This is a genomic window from Desulfatibacillum alkenivorans DSM 16219 (assembly GCF_900142135.1).
Taxonomy (GTDB): Bacteria; Desulfobacterota; Desulfobacteria; order Desulfobacterales; family Desulfatibacillaceae; genus Desulfatibacillum; species Desulfatibacillum alkenivorans.
Genome location: NZ_FQZU01000057.1, coordinates 12,875 through 30,206, shown reverse-complemented (window position 1 = coordinate 30,206; position 17,332 = coordinate 12,875). Strand labels below are relative to the sequence as shown.

Below are 17,332 nucleotides of genomic sequence, written 5' to 3'. Positions count from 1 at the left end.
CGAGACGGCCAAGGCCAACGGCCTGGAGCCCTTCGCCTACCTGAAGGTTTTATTTGAAAGACTCCCCCTGGCGACTTGCCGGGAAGACTACCAAGCCCTCCTGCCAACCCCGGATTTTAACCTCTCCAACGATTGATTCTTATCCCTGCCGGGTACTTCTTTGGACGCTTACGAAATAAATAGATGAAGATTCCATCCCCCACGTTCCCCAATAGGATCACGGTTGACCCACCTGCCAAGATCAACATCAAGGTACCTGTAGCCGTAATAATAGAGGCCCGTCTCAGCGTCCATGGGCTTGGTGGAGAAGCGGTAGGGGTTCTCATTGGCTTTGGAACCTGTGGACTTCAAGAGGCGTCCAAAGGGGTCATATTCATATGTGGCATGGAGCGTACCATCAGTCGCACTTATCAATTGCCCCACGTTTCCGTTGGCGTCGCACTGTTCTTGGGGACGTCCTTGATTAATCCACTAACTTAGAATTATACATAAAAATAAATGGTTATATGGCTATAATTTGAAAAAAAACGGACAAATGAGCCTTTTTAGTTGGGGAAGGGGCGGCCCTGCCAAGCCGACCCTTCCCTTTAAAAGAATAGCCCTTCGAGCAACACAGAATATCCCCTAAAAATCCACCATGAAAATATGCTAATTTTCGATTTATCCATTGAGAGGGTCATGTAACGAATCCCAAAATATGTCAATGGAGAATTTCAATCCGCCATCCCTATCACTCCCAGGCGCCTCCATCCTTGCACCCCCTGTAAACTTTTTTCGATCCACGCCAGAAATATAAACCGGGCGTTTTTTTAAAGACCGGGGGCTGCTCGTTTAATTTGATGTCCTGCTCTTGACACGGTGTATTACCGGGGTGTATGTTCACGATCGTCATATGGAGTTTGGCAATACCGAACACGGTTTGGAAATAACATGAGCGTACAATCCGTAGACAGAGCCCTGGAAATCCTGTCCCTGTTCTCCACCACCTCTCCAAGATTGGGCATCACGGAAATCAGCAGGGCCATGGGCCTTCCCAAGCCTACGGTCCATGGTTTGGTGCGGACCCTGACGTCCCATGGGTTTCTGGCTCAGGACCTGGAGAGCAAAAAATACTCCCTGGGCCTTAAAATTCACGAGATGGGGACAATTTTGGCGGGCAGCCTGCGGATCAACCAGGTGGGAGGCGGTCCGGCGCAAATGCTCACAAGGTCCACGGGCCTGGCCACCCGGCTTGGGATCTGGGACCAGCAATCCGTTCTTGTGACGCTGCTTCTTTTTCCCGACACCGTAAACGTGCTTTATCACCATATCGGCCCGCGCATTCAGGCGTACTGCTCTTCTTTAGGCAAAGCGATTCTGGCTTATCTGCCCCGGCAGGAGGTGGAGGACTATTTGGGCAAATATCCTTTGTCAGCCATAACCACAACCACCATCACCAACCGGGAGGACTTGCTTAAAGACCTGGAATCCACCCGGGCTCGAGGATATGCCCTTGACCGGGAGGAGTGTATTTCTGGTATGAGTTGTATTGGCGCCCCAATATTTAATTACGCGGGAGCCCCCGTGGGCTCCATCAGCATATCCGGTCCTCCGGACCAGGTGTTGGGAGATCGCACGGCCGCCCTGGCTCGTGAGTTGCTCCTGACCGCCCAACACATTTCCAGCTTCATGGGGTGGCGCCCTGGGGAGGCGGCTAAGGCTGCGCTTGTGTAGCCGTCCCCCGGTAGAGGGCAGAGTAGGAAACAAGGATTTCCAAACATTTCAAGGGGGAGATATTACTAAAATGAGAGGCCTGCAGAAAGACCTGGCTGAGCTGGTGAGCCGCGACAGCGTCAAGACGGATCCCGAGGACCTGTTCGCCTACCAGAGCGACGCCACCCATTATTTCGCCAAAAGAAAACCGGACGCCGTGGTTTTGCCCGCGACCACGAAAGAAGTTGCGGCCGTCCTCAGCTACGCCAATAAAAACCAGATACCGGTCACGCCCAGAGGCGCGGGCAGCGGCCTTTCCGGCGGCTGCACGCCGGTCAAGGGCGGCATTGTCCTGGATATGAAGCGCATGAACAAAATCCGGGAGATCAACCGGGGCAATATGACGGCCACGGTGGATGCGGGCGTGGTTTTGGGCGACTTCCATAAAACCGTGGAAAGCCAGGGGCTTTTTTATCCGCCCGACCCCCAAAGCATGACCGTTTGCACCATCGGCGGCAACGTGGCCACCCGCGCCGGGGGGCCGAGGGGAGTCAAATACGGCACCACCCCCCATTATGTGCTTGGCGTGGAGGCGGTTTTGCCCGACGGCTACGTGATTCAGGCGGGAGGCAAATGCGTCAAGCAATCGGTCGGCTACGACATCACCCATCTTTTGGCCGGGTCCGAGGGAACTCTTGGGGTGATCACCAAGGCCCATCTGCGGATTATGCCCCTGCCTCCCTTCCACCGCACGGCGCTGGTGACCTGCAAAAGCATTGAAAACGCGGCGGAGATGATCGCTGAAATCATCGCCGCCGGTACGGTTCCGGCCATGCTGGAATTGCTCATGGGTATTTCCGTCCATGTTATGAATTCCATGATTTCCCCGCCCGCTCCCACGGACGGCGAGGCCTATCTGCTCATGGACATTGACGGCTCGGAAGGCCAGGTGAGAGAGGATGCGGAGACGCTCAAAGCCATCTGCAACGACATGGGCGCCATGGAGGTCCGGGTTATCGAGGACGAAAAGGAAGCCGCCACTTACTGGAAGGCCCGCGCCAGCCTGTACCCCCTGGCTTTGACCATGGCGAAAAAAGTGGTGGCCGAAGACGTGACCGTCCCCCGAGACAAGGTTCCCGCCTTTGTGCGCGAGGTTCAGGCCATGGCCGGCCGCCTAGGGCTTTTGGTCGGCCTGTCCGGCCATGCCGGGGACGGCAACATGCACCCCAGCATCCTGTACGGAGAAGTGAACGAGGAGCAGGAAAAACTGGCCCGCAAGGCCATCGCCCAAATCGTGAAGACAGGGCTTGCATTGGGCGGAACCATCTCCGGCGAGCACGGCATCGGGCTGCACAAATCCGAATATCTGGAATGGGACCTGGGCGGCGCGCAAATTGAGTTGATGAAACGGGTTAAAAAGGCCTTTGACCCCAACGGGATCATGAATCCCGGCAAATTGTGGCTGCAAGGAGGGGAATAATGAGCTTTGATCTGAACGATTTTGAAGAGATGATGGCCAAATGCTCCCATTGCGCCTTTTGCCAGGCCACCTGTCCGGTTTTTCTCCAGGATCTTCTGGAAACGCATATGCCCAGAGCCAGAATGACTCTGGCCAAAGCCTGCCTGGTGGACCAGGAAGTTCCCCGGACCAAGCGCCTGGAAAAAATCATGGACCGGTGCCTGTTGTGCGGAAACTGCGAACGCACCTGCCCGGCCGGGGTGAAAGTCAACGACGTGGTGGTGGCCGCCCGCAATGATTTATACAAAGGAAAAAGAAAGTCGGCCATCGAACGCAACTTTCTCAGCTCCTTTATGCAAAAACGGGGCATGGACTGGGTGCACAGAGTGGGTTTTTCCCTGGCTAAAAAGATGGGCAAGGTCCCGGACGGGCTTCTTGAGCCTCGCGCGGACACGTTCTCCCAGCAATTCACGGGCGTTTTTCCGGCCGAGGGAGAAAAGCGCGCCACCGTAGCCTATTTTGTGGGCTGCGCAACCAATTCCAGCTTTGTGGAGACGGGCAAGGCCCTGATCAACGTGTACACCCGCAACGGCATCGAAGTCATCGTGCCCGAAGGGCTCTTGTGCTGCGGCATGCCCGCTATCGTGGAAGGGGACGTGGAAACCGCTTACAACATGTTCATGCACAACATCCGCATTTTCCACAAAATGGAGGTGGACGCCGTGGTTACGGACTGCACCACCTGCGGCCTGATGTTCAAGGAAAACGGCGTCAAGCTGGCCCCGGCCGGAACGCCTTTGGTGGAAAAGGTTCAGGGCGTGGCCGCTAAAATTTGGGAAGCCACGGATTATTTGAACCATCTTGGATTGGTGGACAAGCCGGCCGGCCTGGACCTGAAGTTCACCTATCACGTGCCCTGCCACAGAGCGTGGTCCCCCACCCTTGCGGACGCGCCCCGGGCCGTCACCAAGGGCATTCCCGGCGCCGAGCTGTGCGAAATGGCCGCTCCTGACGCGTGCTGCGGGGCGGGCGGAACCTTTTTTGTACAGCATCCCGAGCTTTCAGGAGGCATTCGCGGCAAAAAAACTGAAATGATCGAGAAAACCGGGGCGGACGCCATTCTGACCCAGTGCCCGGCATGCCGGGGTTACCTGGCCGCCGGCTGCGAAGAAAAAAGGGTCATGCATCCCCTGGACTTGCTGGCCCAGGCCTACAAAGTGCACAACAAAACGCCGACGCCCAGGGAGTAAAAACCGTTTCAGATTGTAGCCAGCCGGGTCTAAGCAGGCCGGGCATGGGGAAAATATTAACAAAAGGAGAACATCCTTATGAAATTGTTTGCACAAACCCAATTGCTGGAAGATGTGCAGGGAAAGGGCCTGTGTGTGGGTTGCGGGGCCTGCGTGGACCTGTGCCCCTATTTCACCACATACCGGGGCAAGACCGCCATGCTCTTTCCGTGCGATCGGGAGACAGGCCGCTGTTTCGCTTATTGCCCCAAGGCCGAAGTGGACTACGATGAGGTTTACAAGGCCCGTACAGGCCGCGCCTTTGACGGAACCCCCATCGGCCCCCATTTGGAAACCTACAAGGCCAAGGCCGGAGAGAAAACCGCAGAATGCACGTTCCAATGCGGCGGCACGGTCACGGCTTTGATCTCCTGCGCCCTGGACAACAAAATGATCTCCGGCGCCGTCCTGACGGACAGCGAAGGCCGCATGCCCAAGCCCAGGCTGGTCAGGACTTCGGAACAGGCCCGGGATTGCGCTGGCTCCAAATACTCCGCCTCCCCCACGCTTTCGGTTGTGAATCAGGAAGCCAAACGGGGCGTGAGGAATATGGGCGTTGTGGCCACGCCGTGCCAGGCTCTTGCGATTTCCCAGATGAAAATGAATCCCACGGACAAGCCGGACTTTGAAGATCCGGTTTCCCTGGTAATCGGGCTTTTCTGCACATGGGCCCTGGACGCCCGGAAACTGGAAGCCCTGTTGGCTGAAAAAGGCATTGAGGGAAAAATCATCAAAGCCGACGTTCCTCCCCCGCCCGCCGAGGTGTTTGTGGTGGAGACCGATCAGGGAACCGTGGAAATCCCCTTGGCTGAAGTGCGCGAAATCATCCCGGAAGGATGTTCCATCTGCCCGGACATGACCTCGGAACTGGCCGACGTTTCCGTGGGCCAGGTGGAAGGGGACGCCGGCTTCAACACCTTGATCATTCGCACCCAAAAAGGCGCTGAACTGGTTAAGACGGCTATCAGCCAGGGCTACCTGGTCACCGAGACCCTGGACGGGGACAAGGTCCATAATCTGGCTACGGCCTCAGCCAACAAGAAAAAGCGGGCTCTCGCCAAGGCAAAGGAAATGGGGCTTTTAAACACCCCGGATGAAGAGGGCCGGGCCGCCATGCGCGTTTCTGAGGGTGCGCTCAACAAAATTCAGCCGTAATCAAGGGAGGAAACCATGTCCCAATTATATGAAGGAAAAAAAGGCGAAAAAGTCCTGTTTATGGGCAACCAGGCCATTGCCCGGGGCGCCCTGGAAGCAGGGGTGAGCGTGGCCGCAGGCTATCCCGGAACCCCGTCTTCCGAGATCATCGAGAACTTGGCGGACGTCTCCAAGGACGCCAACATGTACGTAGAATGGTCCACCAACGAAAAGATCGCCGTGGAAGTTGCGGCGGCCGCATCGTTTGCCGGGCTTCGCAGCATTTGCGTTATGAAGCAAAACGGCGTGAACGTGGCGTCGGACTTTTTGCTCCACCTTGTTCTGTCCGGCACCCGCGGCGGTATGGTCCTGATTCCCTGCGACGACCCCGGCGCCCTGTCCTCCATCAACGAGGGAGAGGCCCGGCAGTTCGCCAGGCTCCTGGAAATCCCACTGGTGGAAGCCGGAGACTTTCAGGAAGCCAAGGACATGCTGAAGTGGGCCTTTGAACTGTCCGAGGAAATCCAGAACCTGGTCATGTTCCGCAGCGTAACCCGTCTTTCCCACGCAAGCGGCAGCGTGGAGCTGGGTGAGATTCCGCAAACCGAGCCCAAGGCCCAATTCAATTACAAGGGTTTTATTTTAGATCCCGTGGAAGGCCCGGTTGTCAGCGTTCCCGTGGAATACAGGCACGGCCTGCAGCAGGAAAAACTCAAGAAGGCGGAGGCGCTTTTTGAAGAGTCTCCCTTCAACACCTATGCGGGTCCGGAAAATCCAGAAGTCCTGGTGATTACCTCCAGCGGGGCCACCTTGTACAGCCGGGAGGCCATCCACCTGTGCAACGCCAAGGACAAAGTGGGCCTGCTCAAATTGGGAACCACCTTTCCCCTGCCGACCAAACTCATTGCAAAACATCTGAAGACCACGGACAAAATTTTGGTGGTGGAAGAGGTTTTGCCCTTCATGGAGGAAAACCTGAAGGTTTTGGCCCAGGAACTGGCGCCGGAAGTGGGGCAAAAGACCTTTTACGGAAAACGGAGCGGAAACATTCCCCAGACCGGAGAATTGAACCCGGATCTGGTAGCCGCTGCATTGGCCGGAATTCTTGGACAGACCTATGCCCCGCAAGATCAGGAATACCAGACCAAGGCCGCGCAGCAGGCCTTTTTCAACGCCCCTGTGCGCGACCTCACTTTCTGCCCTGGCTGCCCCCACAGGGCTTCGTTCTGGAGCATCCACAACGTCCTGGCCGCGGATAACCGGGACGGATTTGTTTGCGGCGATATCGGCTGCTACTCCATGGCCTTCCTGCCCTGCGGCTTTTCCTCTCTGAAAACGCTCCACGCCATGGGTTCAGGCACAGGCGTCGCCAGCGGCTTCGGCAAATTGGGCCAGTTCGGGCTGGATCAGCCCGTGGTGAGCGTATGCGGCGATTCCACCTTTTTTCATTCAGGCATGCCCGCCCTGGTGAACGCCATCCACCACAAGTCGGACATCACCATGGTGATCCTGGATAACTCAGGCACAGGCATGACGGGATTTCAATCCCATCCGGGCCTGCCCGTGGACGCCCAGGGCAACGAATCCCCCGCCTTGGACATCCCCACCATTTGCCGCGCTTTGGGAGCGACCGTGGAGGTTTGCGACCCGTTTTATCCCCATAAAACCCAACAGACCTTTCACAAACTCCTGGAAATGCCAGGCGTCAAGGTCTTGATCATGCGTCAGATTTGCGCCCTCTCTCCGGAAAAGAAAGGGAAAAAGCAGTACGAAATGTCTGTGGACGAAACAATCTGCATGGGCGAAAACTGCGGCTGCAACAAACTTTGCACCCGGGTGTTCCGCTGTCCCGGCCTGAGATGGGACGAAGAAAAGAAGACGGCGACCATCGATGAGGTGATCTGCGCGGGTTGCGGCATGTGCGCGGCGATCTGTCCTTCCGGAGCCATTACTCGAAAGGAGGTGGCATAAATCATGGGAACTGCTACTCTTACCAAAGATCCGTATAATTTGATCATCACCGGGGTTGGCGGTCAGGGAAACGTCCTGGCTTCCCGGGTTCTCGGCAACCTTCTGTCGGATAAAGGCTTTTCCATCACCATCGGAGAAACTTTCGGCGCGTCCCAGCGGGGGGGCTCGGTCATGAGCCACATGCGCATCTCCGCAGGAGAGTCCTGGTCTCCCCAGATCCCCAAAGGGCAGGCTGATATGGTCGTGGCTCTGGAGCCCATCGAGGCGCTCCGGGTTTTGCATACTTACGGCCATCCGGGCGTGAAGGTCATTTCCAACACCCGCTCCATCTATCCTGTAGGCGTGATTTCCGGGGATTCCAAATACCCCTCCATGGACGAACTCCAAAAAACCATCGAAGGCCTGACGGAACAAGCCTGGTTTATCAATGCCACGGATGCGGCCATGGAACTGGGAAATCCCATTTTCGGAAACATCATGATGGTGGGCGCTTTGGCCAAAACCGGCGTGCTGCCCATCGACCGGGATGGGTTTGAAAAGGTTATGCTTCGCACCATGGGCGAAAAAAAGACCCCTGTTAACCTAAAGGCATTTGACATGGGCGCCGAAATGATTAACTAGTAGAAGATGTTGAATCAGCCCGGCGCAACCGCTTTGCGCCGGGCTGACTAAAGATAATCATTACGACGTACAGGGGTATCATGAAACAAGGCGTTGTCGTTTCCGACCTGCACATGTTCGCCCAAAGGTCCAAGGCTCACGAAATGATGAGCCAAATTGGGGACCTCATTGCAAAATCCGATATGCTGGTGCTTAATGGAGACACCTTTGACTTTAGGTGGACCACCCTGCCCAGCGTTGATTACACAATCAAAGAAGCCATAGACTGGATCGACGGCCTCAGCAAAAGCTTTCCCAATTGCAAAATCCATGTTGTTTGCGGCAATCACGACTGCCGGGGGGAATATTTGTCCGCCCTGGAAGACCTGATCGCCAAAAACGCTTCCGTGTCATGGTATGAGCATTTTATGTCCATGAACAACCTGCTGTTTTTGCATGGAGATTGCGATACGCGCCATACTAAGGTGGATAAGTTCGTCCATTGGTCCGAACCGTACGAAACCTCGAAGAAAGTCAGCCGCGTCCTGGCTCTGGCATACGATCAAGCCAACAAGAGCGGCCTGACCGCGTTCGCCCAAAAGCTGGCCAGCCCGCCCCATAAAGCCTCCAAAAAGGTTTTCTCGTATATGAGCGAGATTGCTCCGGATATCCTGGAACATGCCGAGCACGTGTATTTCGGCCACAGCCACGTCCCATTCAGCAATTATGAATACAATGGGCTGCATTTTCATAATACCGGCTGCGCAGTTTCCAGCATGGAATTCAATCCCATACACTTCCGGTACGAGGACTAACGGGCCTTAAAGCCCCGCCTCTCTGCATCATGACAGCCAGCCTGTGCTGCGCTGAGAAATCCTTGTATACCCTCGTCCGATTTGTTAAACCTCAACTTTCGGGATCAGGATTCACTAGTTGATAGCTGGCAGGGAGCAATGCCCACATATTTCAAAGCAGTCCTGATCACGTTATCCGATAATGTTGCAGCGGTCGCAGTTCCTATAGTTCCGAATTTAGCCGCATGATCCACCGTCAGGGCCAGTATTCTGGCCAGGGCTTCCACAAAGTTGATGTCCGCCATTTCCTGACAGCAGGCATAAAACAAATCCCCGAATGTACGTTGGTCCGTTTCCATGCGGCATCGGTACGCCACAAACATGTAGCGCAGGAAAACGATGGACGTATGGGCTATCAGCCCGTCATAATCCCGGATCTGGATTTCTTTGGCAAGGCGGAGATGCTGCTTGGCCATTTTAAAGAACACCTCGATATCCCAGCGCTTTCCGTAAATACGGACAACTTCTTCGTCTTCCAGTTCCAGGTCCGTGGACAATAACGCCAGCCAATCCTTTTTACGCCGGTCCCGAACGAAAACCAGCTTTACATCCAGCCCGTCTTTCAGGGTCGCCTGGACGCTGGCCAGGATCTTCGCCCTTCCCGGACGTTTTTTCAGCTTTTTGTAGATGTCCTTGAGGCACAGGCTTTCTCCTTCAAATCCATATTTGACATTGGGCGTTTTCCTGACCATGCCGATCACATCCAAGTGTTTTTTGAGGGCGCTGACCATGGCGGGCATGGTGAACCAACTGTCCATAAGCACATACCGGGCCTTGACGCCTGCATTCAGAGCCCTTTTCACCATGGCCAGGGTATTGTCCGTCGCCTTTTGGACCGCCTCTTTTCGTCTCTGATAGGCGCAACAGCGTTTGTCCATGGATTTGACGCCCTCGCAAAGGCGCTTTTCCGCATCGGCGGACGCCAACAGCCCAAAATCCAGCGGCAGGCAACTCACGCCGTCTGAGCAGCACAGGGTCAACATTCTGAACCCTTTCAGATAACGCCCAGTGCTGTGGTCGAAAACCCTGCTCAATAACTCAACCTTCTTAGACCTGGACCGGTCATAGGTGCTGTCATCAATGATCAACACGATTTCCCGGTCTTCGTCGCTCAGGCTTTTAAACAGGGTGTGGATCTTGACTGCCGTCAACAGCAGGAAACGCCTCCAGTTGGAAGAAACTCCTTTGAGGAAATCATAGGCGGCATCCTTTCCAATGGGCGCATGGTCATTGACAACCACTCCCCGGAAAAAATTTACGCCCAAAAACGCCAGGTTGAACACGACGCTCAGAATCATTCCTGAACTGTATCCATGATGCTTGCGCATCCCGCATTGATGCAGCAAAGTTCTGATCCCGAAAACCCGAAAAAAATCATCCGACGCACCCTCAATATGAATGTTTCCTTGTGTCAAAAGATTGTTTCTGCTATGGTCCACTTAAAGCCCTTTCTGTTTGATATCATTGTGAATTCTGGTAAAATCCACCTTATATCAAAAGATTGGGCTTTTCAATATATTTTTCAGTTATTTCAAAATTTTATATTAATAACTCGAGTTGTAATTACTATTCCCGAAAGTTGAGTTAAACAATATGACAGGCTATATAGTGGAGCCTCTTTGAATTTCAAATAATGAGGAGCCATGTACAAGAACAAAAAGGTGGTGGCGGTCATGCCCGCATACAATGCCGCCCAGACCCTGGTCAAGACCTATGAATCCATAATGGAACAGGACGTGGTGGACCTGGTGGTGGTCGTGGATGACGCCAGCCGGGACGAAACCGTCCGCATCGCCCGGGACCTGCCCAATACCCTTGTTCACGTCCACGAAAAAAACAAAGGCTACGGCGCCAACCAAAAAACATGCTATCGCCTGGCCATGGAAGCCGGGGGCGACATCATCATCATGGTGCACCCGGACTATCAATACACGCCCAAGCTCATCCCGGCCATGGCTTCTCTCATAGGAAACGGGCTGTACCCCTGCGTACTAGGCTCCCGCATTTTGGGCGGATACGCCGTCAAGGGAGGCATGCCCGTATGGCGGTACGCTTCCAACCGTTTTCTCACCCTGGCGGGCAATCTGCTCCTTGGCTCCAAACTGTCCGAGTTCCACACGGGCTACAGGGCTTTTTCCCGGGAGCTTTTAGAACGCCTTCCTCTGGAGCAAAATTCAGACGACTTTGTTTTTGACAACCAAATGTTGGCCCAGATTTTATGGATGGGCGAGCAAATCGCCGAGGTGAGCTGTCCCACCCAATATTCCCCCGGGGCGTCTTCCATCAATTTCGTGCGCAGCGTGATATACGGGTTCGGCTGCCTGCATACCGGGCTGCGGTTCCGCCTCGCCAAGATGGACTTGCTGGCCTCGCCGCTCTTCCCCTCCTCCGATTAGTATTCAGGCTGGTTATCCCATATATCCGTGCGCTGAAAATGCTCCTTGCAAATGTATCCACAACTCTTAACTTAATGATAATGGTTCTTAACTGTACATAAAGTAAGGAGCTGTTATATACTACAGAAGATATCCTTTTTCAGGCCTTGATAAGGCCTTTCCAGCCTGATTCAAGGATGAGGCCGGGTAGCCGCCCACTTTAAAGGGGGGACGGCGCCCGGCAGCCTCAATAATCAATTAATAAGGCGGGAGATCATGAAACGAAGAGTTTTTATCAAAGGCGCCGCGGTCATGACGGCCGGTGCGGCCGCCGCATTGAACGGCCTTCCCATTTCCAGGGCTTTGGCCCAAAGCGGGCCGGATCTGGCGGCTGTCCAGGGCGGAGAGCCGGGGATCATGTTTGACAAGGCCATCCAGGCTTTCGGCGGCATGAAAAAATTCGTCAAGCCCAATCAGAAGGTGGTGGTCAAGCCTAACATCGGCTGGGATACGCCCGTGGAGCGGGCGGCCAACACGCATCCGGAGCTGGTTTCCCGGATCATCAAGCATTGCCTGGACGCCGGGGCCAAAGAAGTGGTTGTGTTCGACCACACCTGCGACCAGTGGAAAAGAACTTATGAATCCAGCGGCATTGAGGCTGCGGTGAAGGATGCAGGCGGAATCATGGCGCCGGGTAATGTGGGCAGGCATTACGCCGAGGTGACGGTTCCCGGAGGCAAGGACCTTAAAAAGGCCCGGGTGCACGAACTGGTTCTGGAAGCCGATGTGTTCATCAACGTCCCGGTATTGAAGCACCATGGCGGGGCCGGCCTGACTATCGGCATGAAAAACAACATGGGCATTGTCTGGGATCGGGGCGACTGGCACAGAAACGGCCTGCACCAGTGCATTGCGGATTTCTCTACAGTGCGCAAGCCGGACCTTACGGTGGTTGACGCCTACCGGATGCTCATGAAAAACGGCCCCAGGGGCGTTTCGGAAAATGATACGGCATTGCGAAAAGCTCAGATTATTTCCCCGGATCCGGTTGCAGCGGATGCTGCATCGGCCAAGCTGTTCGGCATCGATCCCGCCAAGGTTCCTTATATCCGCATCGCCAACGAAAAAGGCGTGGGCGCCATGGACTTGAGCAAGCTGGCTATTGAGCGGATTCGGATTTAATTTATGACGCCTTCCAGGCTATTCATAGGCCTTCGCATTCTTGCGTCCACGGTCGTCAGCCTGCTGATCATTCTGGCTATGGCCGACCTGTGGAGCTTTTTGGCGCCCGGAGTTGTGCGCATTGTCACGTGGCTTCAATTCCTGCCTTCCCTTGTGCGCGCCCTGACCGCCTTTGGGCTCCTGGCCGCCGGATTTATACTGGTCCTGGCCTTGACGCTCCTTTTCGGCCGGATCTATTGCTCCTTTCTGTGCCCGCTGGGGGCCTTTATGGATTGGGTCATTGCAATCCGCAGGCGAATCTCCAATCTTAAATTCAAATACGCCAAGCCGGGCATTTTAAGATATTTCATCCTGGCGGGAATCGCCGTTTCTCTTCTTTTTGGAAGCATGCACCTCATCAACATCCTGGACCCCTACAGCATCTTCGCCCGCTCCGCCCAGGCCCTGGTTCGCCCCTTGGCGATCGGCCTGAACAATCTTATCGCCCAGGCTGCAGAACTGGCCGGGTATTATGGAGTCGTCCCCTATCCCTTTAGCCTGCCGCCCCTGCCCGTGCTGGGAGCCATCATGGCATGGCTGGCCCTGGTCGTTTGGATGGCGGCGGCGCGAGGCAGGCTGTACTGCAACACCTTATGCCCGGTGGGCGCTTTTTTAGGGCTGGCGTCCCGGTTTTCCGTTTTCAAGATATCCATGGACGAGGAAAAATGCATCCAATGCGGGGCCTGCTCAAAAAGATGCAAAGCCTCGTGCATGGATGTGGAGAATAAAACAGTGGATGCCAGCCGGTGCGTCATGTGCCTGGATTGCCTGAGCCTTTGCCCCGTGGACGCAGTGGAATTCGCCAATCCCTCTGCAATCAGGAAAGTTGAAACGGATCCGGCCAGGCGCAGCCTGCTGTTAATAGGCGCCTTTTTGTTGACGGGGTTGCCGTCCAGGTCCGCGGCTGAAACCGGCCATGGATACCCGGGAGCGATAATAGAGGAAAGCCTGGCCGCGTCTTCCAATGAGCCCTTGGGGCCGCCGCTGCCAATCGAACGGACGGCGTCCCTGGTTCCCCCGGGGGGGATGGGCCGGGATCATTTCACCTCGGCTTGCACAGGCTGCCACCTATGCGTCGCCGCCTGCCCGTCCCACGTCATCCGGCCCGAGGTGGTTGCACATCAGGGAAAAGGGCTGCTGGCCCCTGCCCTGTCCTATGAAAAAGGATTCTGCAATTACAATTGCAACGCCTGCACCATGGTGTGCCCTTCCGGGGCGATCCTGGCGAAGGGATTGGAGGATAAAAAACGCGTTCAGTTGGGGCGGGCGCAGTTCATCAAGCAAAATTGCGTGGTGGCGACCAAAGGCACGGAATGCGTGGCTTGCGCCGAGCACTGCCCGACAGGCGCGGTGAAGATCGTGCGCGAACAGGGCGGCCCCGGCTTGCCCAAGGTGGATGAGGACGTCTGCGTGGGATGCGGCGCCTGCGAGTTTGCGTGCCCGGCCAAACCGTATAAGGCCATATACGTCAAGGCCAGCCTGATTCACGGCCAGGCCCTGCCGCCGAAAAAGGGCGAAAGCGTCCAAAATCTGGTGGGCGAGGATTTTCCGTTTTAAGCCGGCCTCTATGCCTCGTCCAGATCGTCCAGGATAGGCGCCGCCGCCTCTTCATAGGCCTTTAACAGAGCGATCAGCAGCACAATGGCCAGGGGGCCTAAAAGCACTCCCAACAAACCAAAGGCGGAAAGGCCGCCCAGCAGGGAAAAGAAAATCAGCAAGGGATGCAGTTCGTTTTTACCCCGCATGAGCAAAGGCCTGAGCACATTATCGCTGGCGCCCACCACAACCATGCACCAGATCGCCAAAAAGATGGCGGAGCCAATCTTGCCCGTGGCGTAAAGCAAAATGGTTGCAGGAACCCAGACCAAGGCGGTCCCGATCACAGGCACCATGCTGAAAAACGCCATGAATACGCCCCAGGTCAGGGGGGGAAGCCCGGCGAAAAACAAGCCTATGCCGCCCAAAACGCCCTGAGCTACGGCCGTCAAAAAGGTCCCGTAAAAAGCCGACCGGCTGACTTCCTTGAAGCAGTCTATGATTTCGTCCTCCAGGCTTTGCTTTAAAGGGCTCAGGTGCATGGCCCAGCGCAGGGCTTGGGCGCCGTCGCGTAGAAAGTAAAACAAAGCGAACAACATGAGGACGAACTTCCACAAGGTGGAGCCCATCGCGCCCACTGCAGTGGCGCTGTACGAAATGATTTTTTTGCTAAGCCACGCTGCAGCGCCGGACAAGGACTTGCCTATTTCAATGGGATCGATCTTGACGTCCGGCAGGTATTCTTTTTGAAGGGCCGTAATTTTATCCACGGTTTGGTCGGTGAACAACCCCGATTCCAGGCCTTTGTTGATCCAGACCACTACGGAAGCCGACTCGTTGGCCAGCATGAGTATCAGTATGAAGGCCGGAAGCACGATAAGCAGCAGAACCATGATCACAGTCAGCCCGGCGGCCAGGCTTTGGCGGTTTTTGGTTTTTCTCAGACTCCAGGAATGCAGGGGATGGGCGATAATGGCCAGAACCATGGAGACCAGAAAAATGGTCAGAAAGGGCTTCATGACCATGTAGGCGAACGCCAGGGCGCAAAGCAGGCAGAAGAGGAGGAAGCCTCCCCCATATTCGGACAGGTTACCTGAACGGGACATATTTTATTCCTCCCCAAAAGCGGCGTCAAGGCCAACAAGCCTGATGAAAAACTGTTTAGGGAGTGTGCCTTTGTCGGCGCTAAAAGTCAACACAGAGTTGCCCTAAACCTCGGCACGGTTCTTGCTTAAATTCATTTACGACTTATGTTTTGTAAAAAGATCCTTAAATAGCCCTTACGCCTTTTGTTTGTTTTATGTTCCATGGAACCTCTTTTTGAGGCTGCCTCGATCCAAAGCAAGGGAATCAGGCGCAATAAGGGTTCTCATTTATTATTTGCATGCAGGGAAGGTCCCTGCCGGAGCTTTCTCATGGGGCTTACTAAAGAAAACGGAGGGATGGTCGGCGGTTCCGCTTCCAAAAACCTGGAAGTGGGAGGCGGCAAAGTTTTGACCACGCCCTTGACGCTTAAACTTCAAGAACTGACCGACGTCTGTTCTGTTCTGGAGCCGGAAACCGACCCTCCCCAGGAACTTAAGGCCGGCGTTTTATTAGTGGACGACAAGCCGGAAAACCTGCTGGCTCTTGAAAAATTATTGGAAGCGCCTGACGTGGAAATCGTCAAGGCCTCCTCGGGCAACGAAGCTCTAAGCCTTATCCTTGAAAGGGAATTCGCCCTAATTTTGCTGGACGTTCAAATGCCGGGAATGGACGGGTTCGAGACCGCCGAGCTGATTCAAAGCAACAAGGACACCAGGCATATCCCCATCATTTTCGTCACCGCCATCAGCAAAGAGCAAAAACACGTGTTCCGCGGCTACGAAACCGGCGCCGTGGACTATTTGTTCAAGCCTCTGGATCCCTACATCCTTAAAGGAAAGGTTCGCACTTTTTTGGAGCTCCATCGTCAGCGCCTTACCTTGGAGCACATGAACCGGATTTTAAAAAAGTCCAACCAAAAAATTCTGGAGCAGCAAAAATCGGTTATAGAAGAGGAAAGGCTCAAGGTGCTCCTGCAAATGGCGGGGGCCACGGCCCATGAATTGCGGCAGCCTCTGACGGCGCTTTTAGGCAACATCGAACTCCTGCGCATGTTCTCCCACGCTCCTGAAAAACAGGACAAAATCCTGTCCCAAATTGAAGAAGCGGGCGAACGCGTGGCTGAAATCGTAGAGATGATTCAAACCATCCGGCGGGACGAAACCAAGGCCTACGCCGGAAATATCGCCATCATCAACCTGGATCAGGAAACCAAGGTTTTGTACGTGGAGGACAGGGACACGGATTATAACTCCATCACCCAATCCCTGAGCAGCAACCCCCGGTTGAAGATTCTCAGAGCGTACGGGGTAGGGGACGGCATGGAAATTTTACAAGCCCAGGATCCCGACCTGGTGCTGCTGGATTTTTACCTGAACGACGGCACGGGCCTTGATTTTCTGGCGGAGATGGAGAAAGCCGGAGAAGATGCGCCGGTGGTGGTCATTTCCGGCCAGGGCGATGAAATGGTGGCGGCCCAGATGATTCAGGCGGGCGCCTTCGATTATATCAGCAAAAGCCGGGCTGACGCAGCCACGCTTTCCCGCACCATCGCCACGGCTCTGGAAAAAGCCAGGCTTCGCAAGGAAACCCGGCTGGCTCAGGAAAAAATTGTGGATATGTCCATCACGGACGAACTGACCGGGCTTTCCAATCGCCGTTATTTTAACGAGGTGGTCGACATAGAGGTTCAAAAAGCCCGGAACAACGGTTCTCCCCTTACTTTATGCATGATGGACCTGGATCATTTTAAAAAGGTCAACGACACCTACGGCCATCTTACCGGAGACAAGGTGCTCGCCGAGACGGGCGCCCTGCTTAAGCAGGGTTTCCGCAGCCACGACATGATTTTCCGGTACGGCGGCGAGGAGTTCGCAGTGATTCTGCCTGACACGGACCTGGAGCACGCCAAGCGGGCCTGCGAGAGGTTTCGGGAGTCCGTGCAGGAGCATGTCATGGACGCCAAGGGGAAGCAGTTGAAGATCACCATCAGCATCGGCATCGCCAACATGCCGGGCGAGCAAATCATGGAAGCCGGCGAGTTGATCGACGCTGCAGACCACGCTTTATACAGGGCCAAGGAGCGGGGCCGCAACCGGGTGGAGGCCGTGTAAAACT

Annotated in this window: 15 protein-coding genes; 12 read left to right on the top strand and 3 right to left on the bottom strand. The window is 55.1% G+C overall.

The features are described 5' to 3' along the window. Positions 1–136 (top strand): transposase domain-containing protein (locus BUE18_RS25355; RefSeq protein WP_139264820.1); only part of this gene is annotated, 136 nt, incomplete at its 5' end. Between the two features lie 32 nt (positions 137–168). On the opposite strand, the gene BUE18_RS25350 is transcribed toward BUE18_RS25355, so the two are convergent. Then, positions 169–423, bottom strand: a complete 255-nt coding sequence (locus BUE18_RS25350) for an RHS repeat-associated core domain-containing protein (RefSeq protein WP_244549381.1) — start codon at positions 421–423, stop codon at positions 169–171. A gap of 507 nt (positions 424–930) precedes the next feature. Between BUE18_RS25350 and BUE18_RS25345 the strand changes: the two genes are divergently transcribed. The 7 genes from BUE18_RS25345 to BUE18_RS25315 all read left to right on the top strand — a co-directional run bounded on the left by BUE18_RS25345 (position 931) and on the right by BUE18_RS25315 (position 8,960). After that, positions 931–1,713, top strand: coding sequence for an IclR family transcriptional regulator (locus tag BUE18_RS25345; RefSeq protein ID WP_073478937.1), 783 nt, complete (start codon positions 931–933; stop codon positions 1,711–1,713). 70 nt (positions 1,714–1,783) lie between these two features. Beyond that, positions 1,784–3,172 carry an FAD-binding oxidoreductase gene (locus BUE18_RS25340; protein WP_073478936.1) on the top strand — a complete coding sequence of 463 codons (1,389 nt, stop codon included), beginning with the start codon at positions 1,784–1,786 and terminating at the stop codon, positions 3,170–3,172. Continuing rightward, positions 3,172–4,401, top strand: coding sequence for a (Fe-S)-binding protein (locus BUE18_RS25335; RefSeq protein WP_073478935.1), 1,230 nt, complete (start codon positions 3,172–3,174; stop codon positions 4,399–4,401). The genes BUE18_RS25340 and BUE18_RS25335 overlap by 1 nt, the downstream gene beginning before the upstream one ends. 78 nt (positions 4,402–4,479) lie before the next feature. Beyond that, complete coding sequence (locus BUE18_RS25330; protein WP_073478934.1) at positions 4,480–5,595, top strand: Coenzyme F420 hydrogenase/dehydrogenase, beta subunit C-terminal domain; 1,116 nt, start codon at positions 4,480–4,482, stop codon at positions 5,593–5,595. 15 nt (positions 5,596–5,610) lie between these two features. Next, entirely contained in the window at positions 5,611–7,545 is a 1,935-nt protein-coding gene (locus BUE18_RS25325) for a thiamine pyrophosphate-dependent enzyme (protein WP_073478933.1), read from the top strand. A gap of 3 nt (positions 7,546–7,548) precedes the next feature. Then, a complete protein-coding gene (locus BUE18_RS25320; protein WP_073478932.1) occupies positions 7,549–8,166 on the top strand; it encodes an indolepyruvate oxidoreductase subunit beta in 618 nt (205 codons plus the stop codon). 80 nt (positions 8,167–8,246) lie between these two features. Continuing rightward, positions 8,247–8,960: a metallophosphoesterase gene (locus BUE18_RS25315; protein ID WP_073478931.1), complete on the top strand. Its 714-nt coding sequence runs from the start codon at positions 8,247–8,249 to the stop codon at positions 8,958–8,960. 104 nt (positions 8,961–9,064) lie between these two features. On the opposite strand, the gene BUE18_RS25310 is transcribed toward BUE18_RS25315, so the two are convergent. Next, complete coding sequence (locus BUE18_RS25310) at positions 9,065–10,438, bottom strand: IS4 family transposase (protein WP_073478930.1); 1,374 nt, start codon at positions 10,436–10,438, stop codon at positions 9,065–9,067. 204 nt (positions 10,439–10,642) lie between these two features. On the opposite strand from BUE18_RS25310, the gene BUE18_RS25305 reads away from it, so the two are divergent. The 3 genes from BUE18_RS25305 (at position 10,643) to BUE18_RS25295 (ending at position 14,152) form a co-directional block, all read left to right on the top strand. Continuing rightward, positions 10,643–11,395, top strand: coding sequence for a glycosyltransferase family 2 protein (locus BUE18_RS25305; protein WP_073478929.1), 753 nt, complete (start codon positions 10,643–10,645; stop codon positions 11,393–11,395). Positions 11,396–11,650: 255 nt separating this feature from the next. Continuing rightward, on the top strand, positions 11,651–12,556 hold the full coding sequence (locus BUE18_RS25300) for a DUF362 domain-containing protein (RefSeq protein WP_073478928.1): 906 nt from the start codon (positions 11,651–11,653) through the stop codon (positions 12,554–12,556). A 3-nt stretch (positions 12,557–12,559) separates the two neighbouring features. Next, positions 12,560–14,152 (top strand): 4Fe-4S binding protein, encoded by a 1,593-nt coding sequence (locus BUE18_RS25295; RefSeq protein ID WP_073478927.1) that lies wholly within the window; start codon positions 12,560–12,562, stop codon positions 14,150–14,152. An 8-nt stretch (positions 14,153–14,160) separates the two neighbouring features. Here the strand turns inward: BUE18_RS25295 and BUE18_RS25290 are convergent, their stop codons facing one another. Next, the gene (locus BUE18_RS25290) at positions 14,161–15,237 is read right to left on the bottom strand and encodes an AI-2E family transporter (RefSeq protein WP_073478926.1); all 1,077 of its coding nucleotides are present in this window, start codon (positions 15,235–15,237) and stop codon (positions 14,161–14,163) included. A 309-nt stretch (positions 15,238–15,546) separates the two neighbouring features. On the opposite strand from BUE18_RS25290, the gene BUE18_RS25285 reads away from it, so the two are divergent. Beyond that, positions 15,547–17,328, top strand: a complete 1,782-nt coding sequence (locus tag BUE18_RS25285) for a diguanylate cyclase (protein ID WP_073478925.1) — start codon at positions 15,547–15,549, stop codon at positions 17,326–17,328. Positions 17,329–17,332 lie beyond the last annotated feature (4 nt).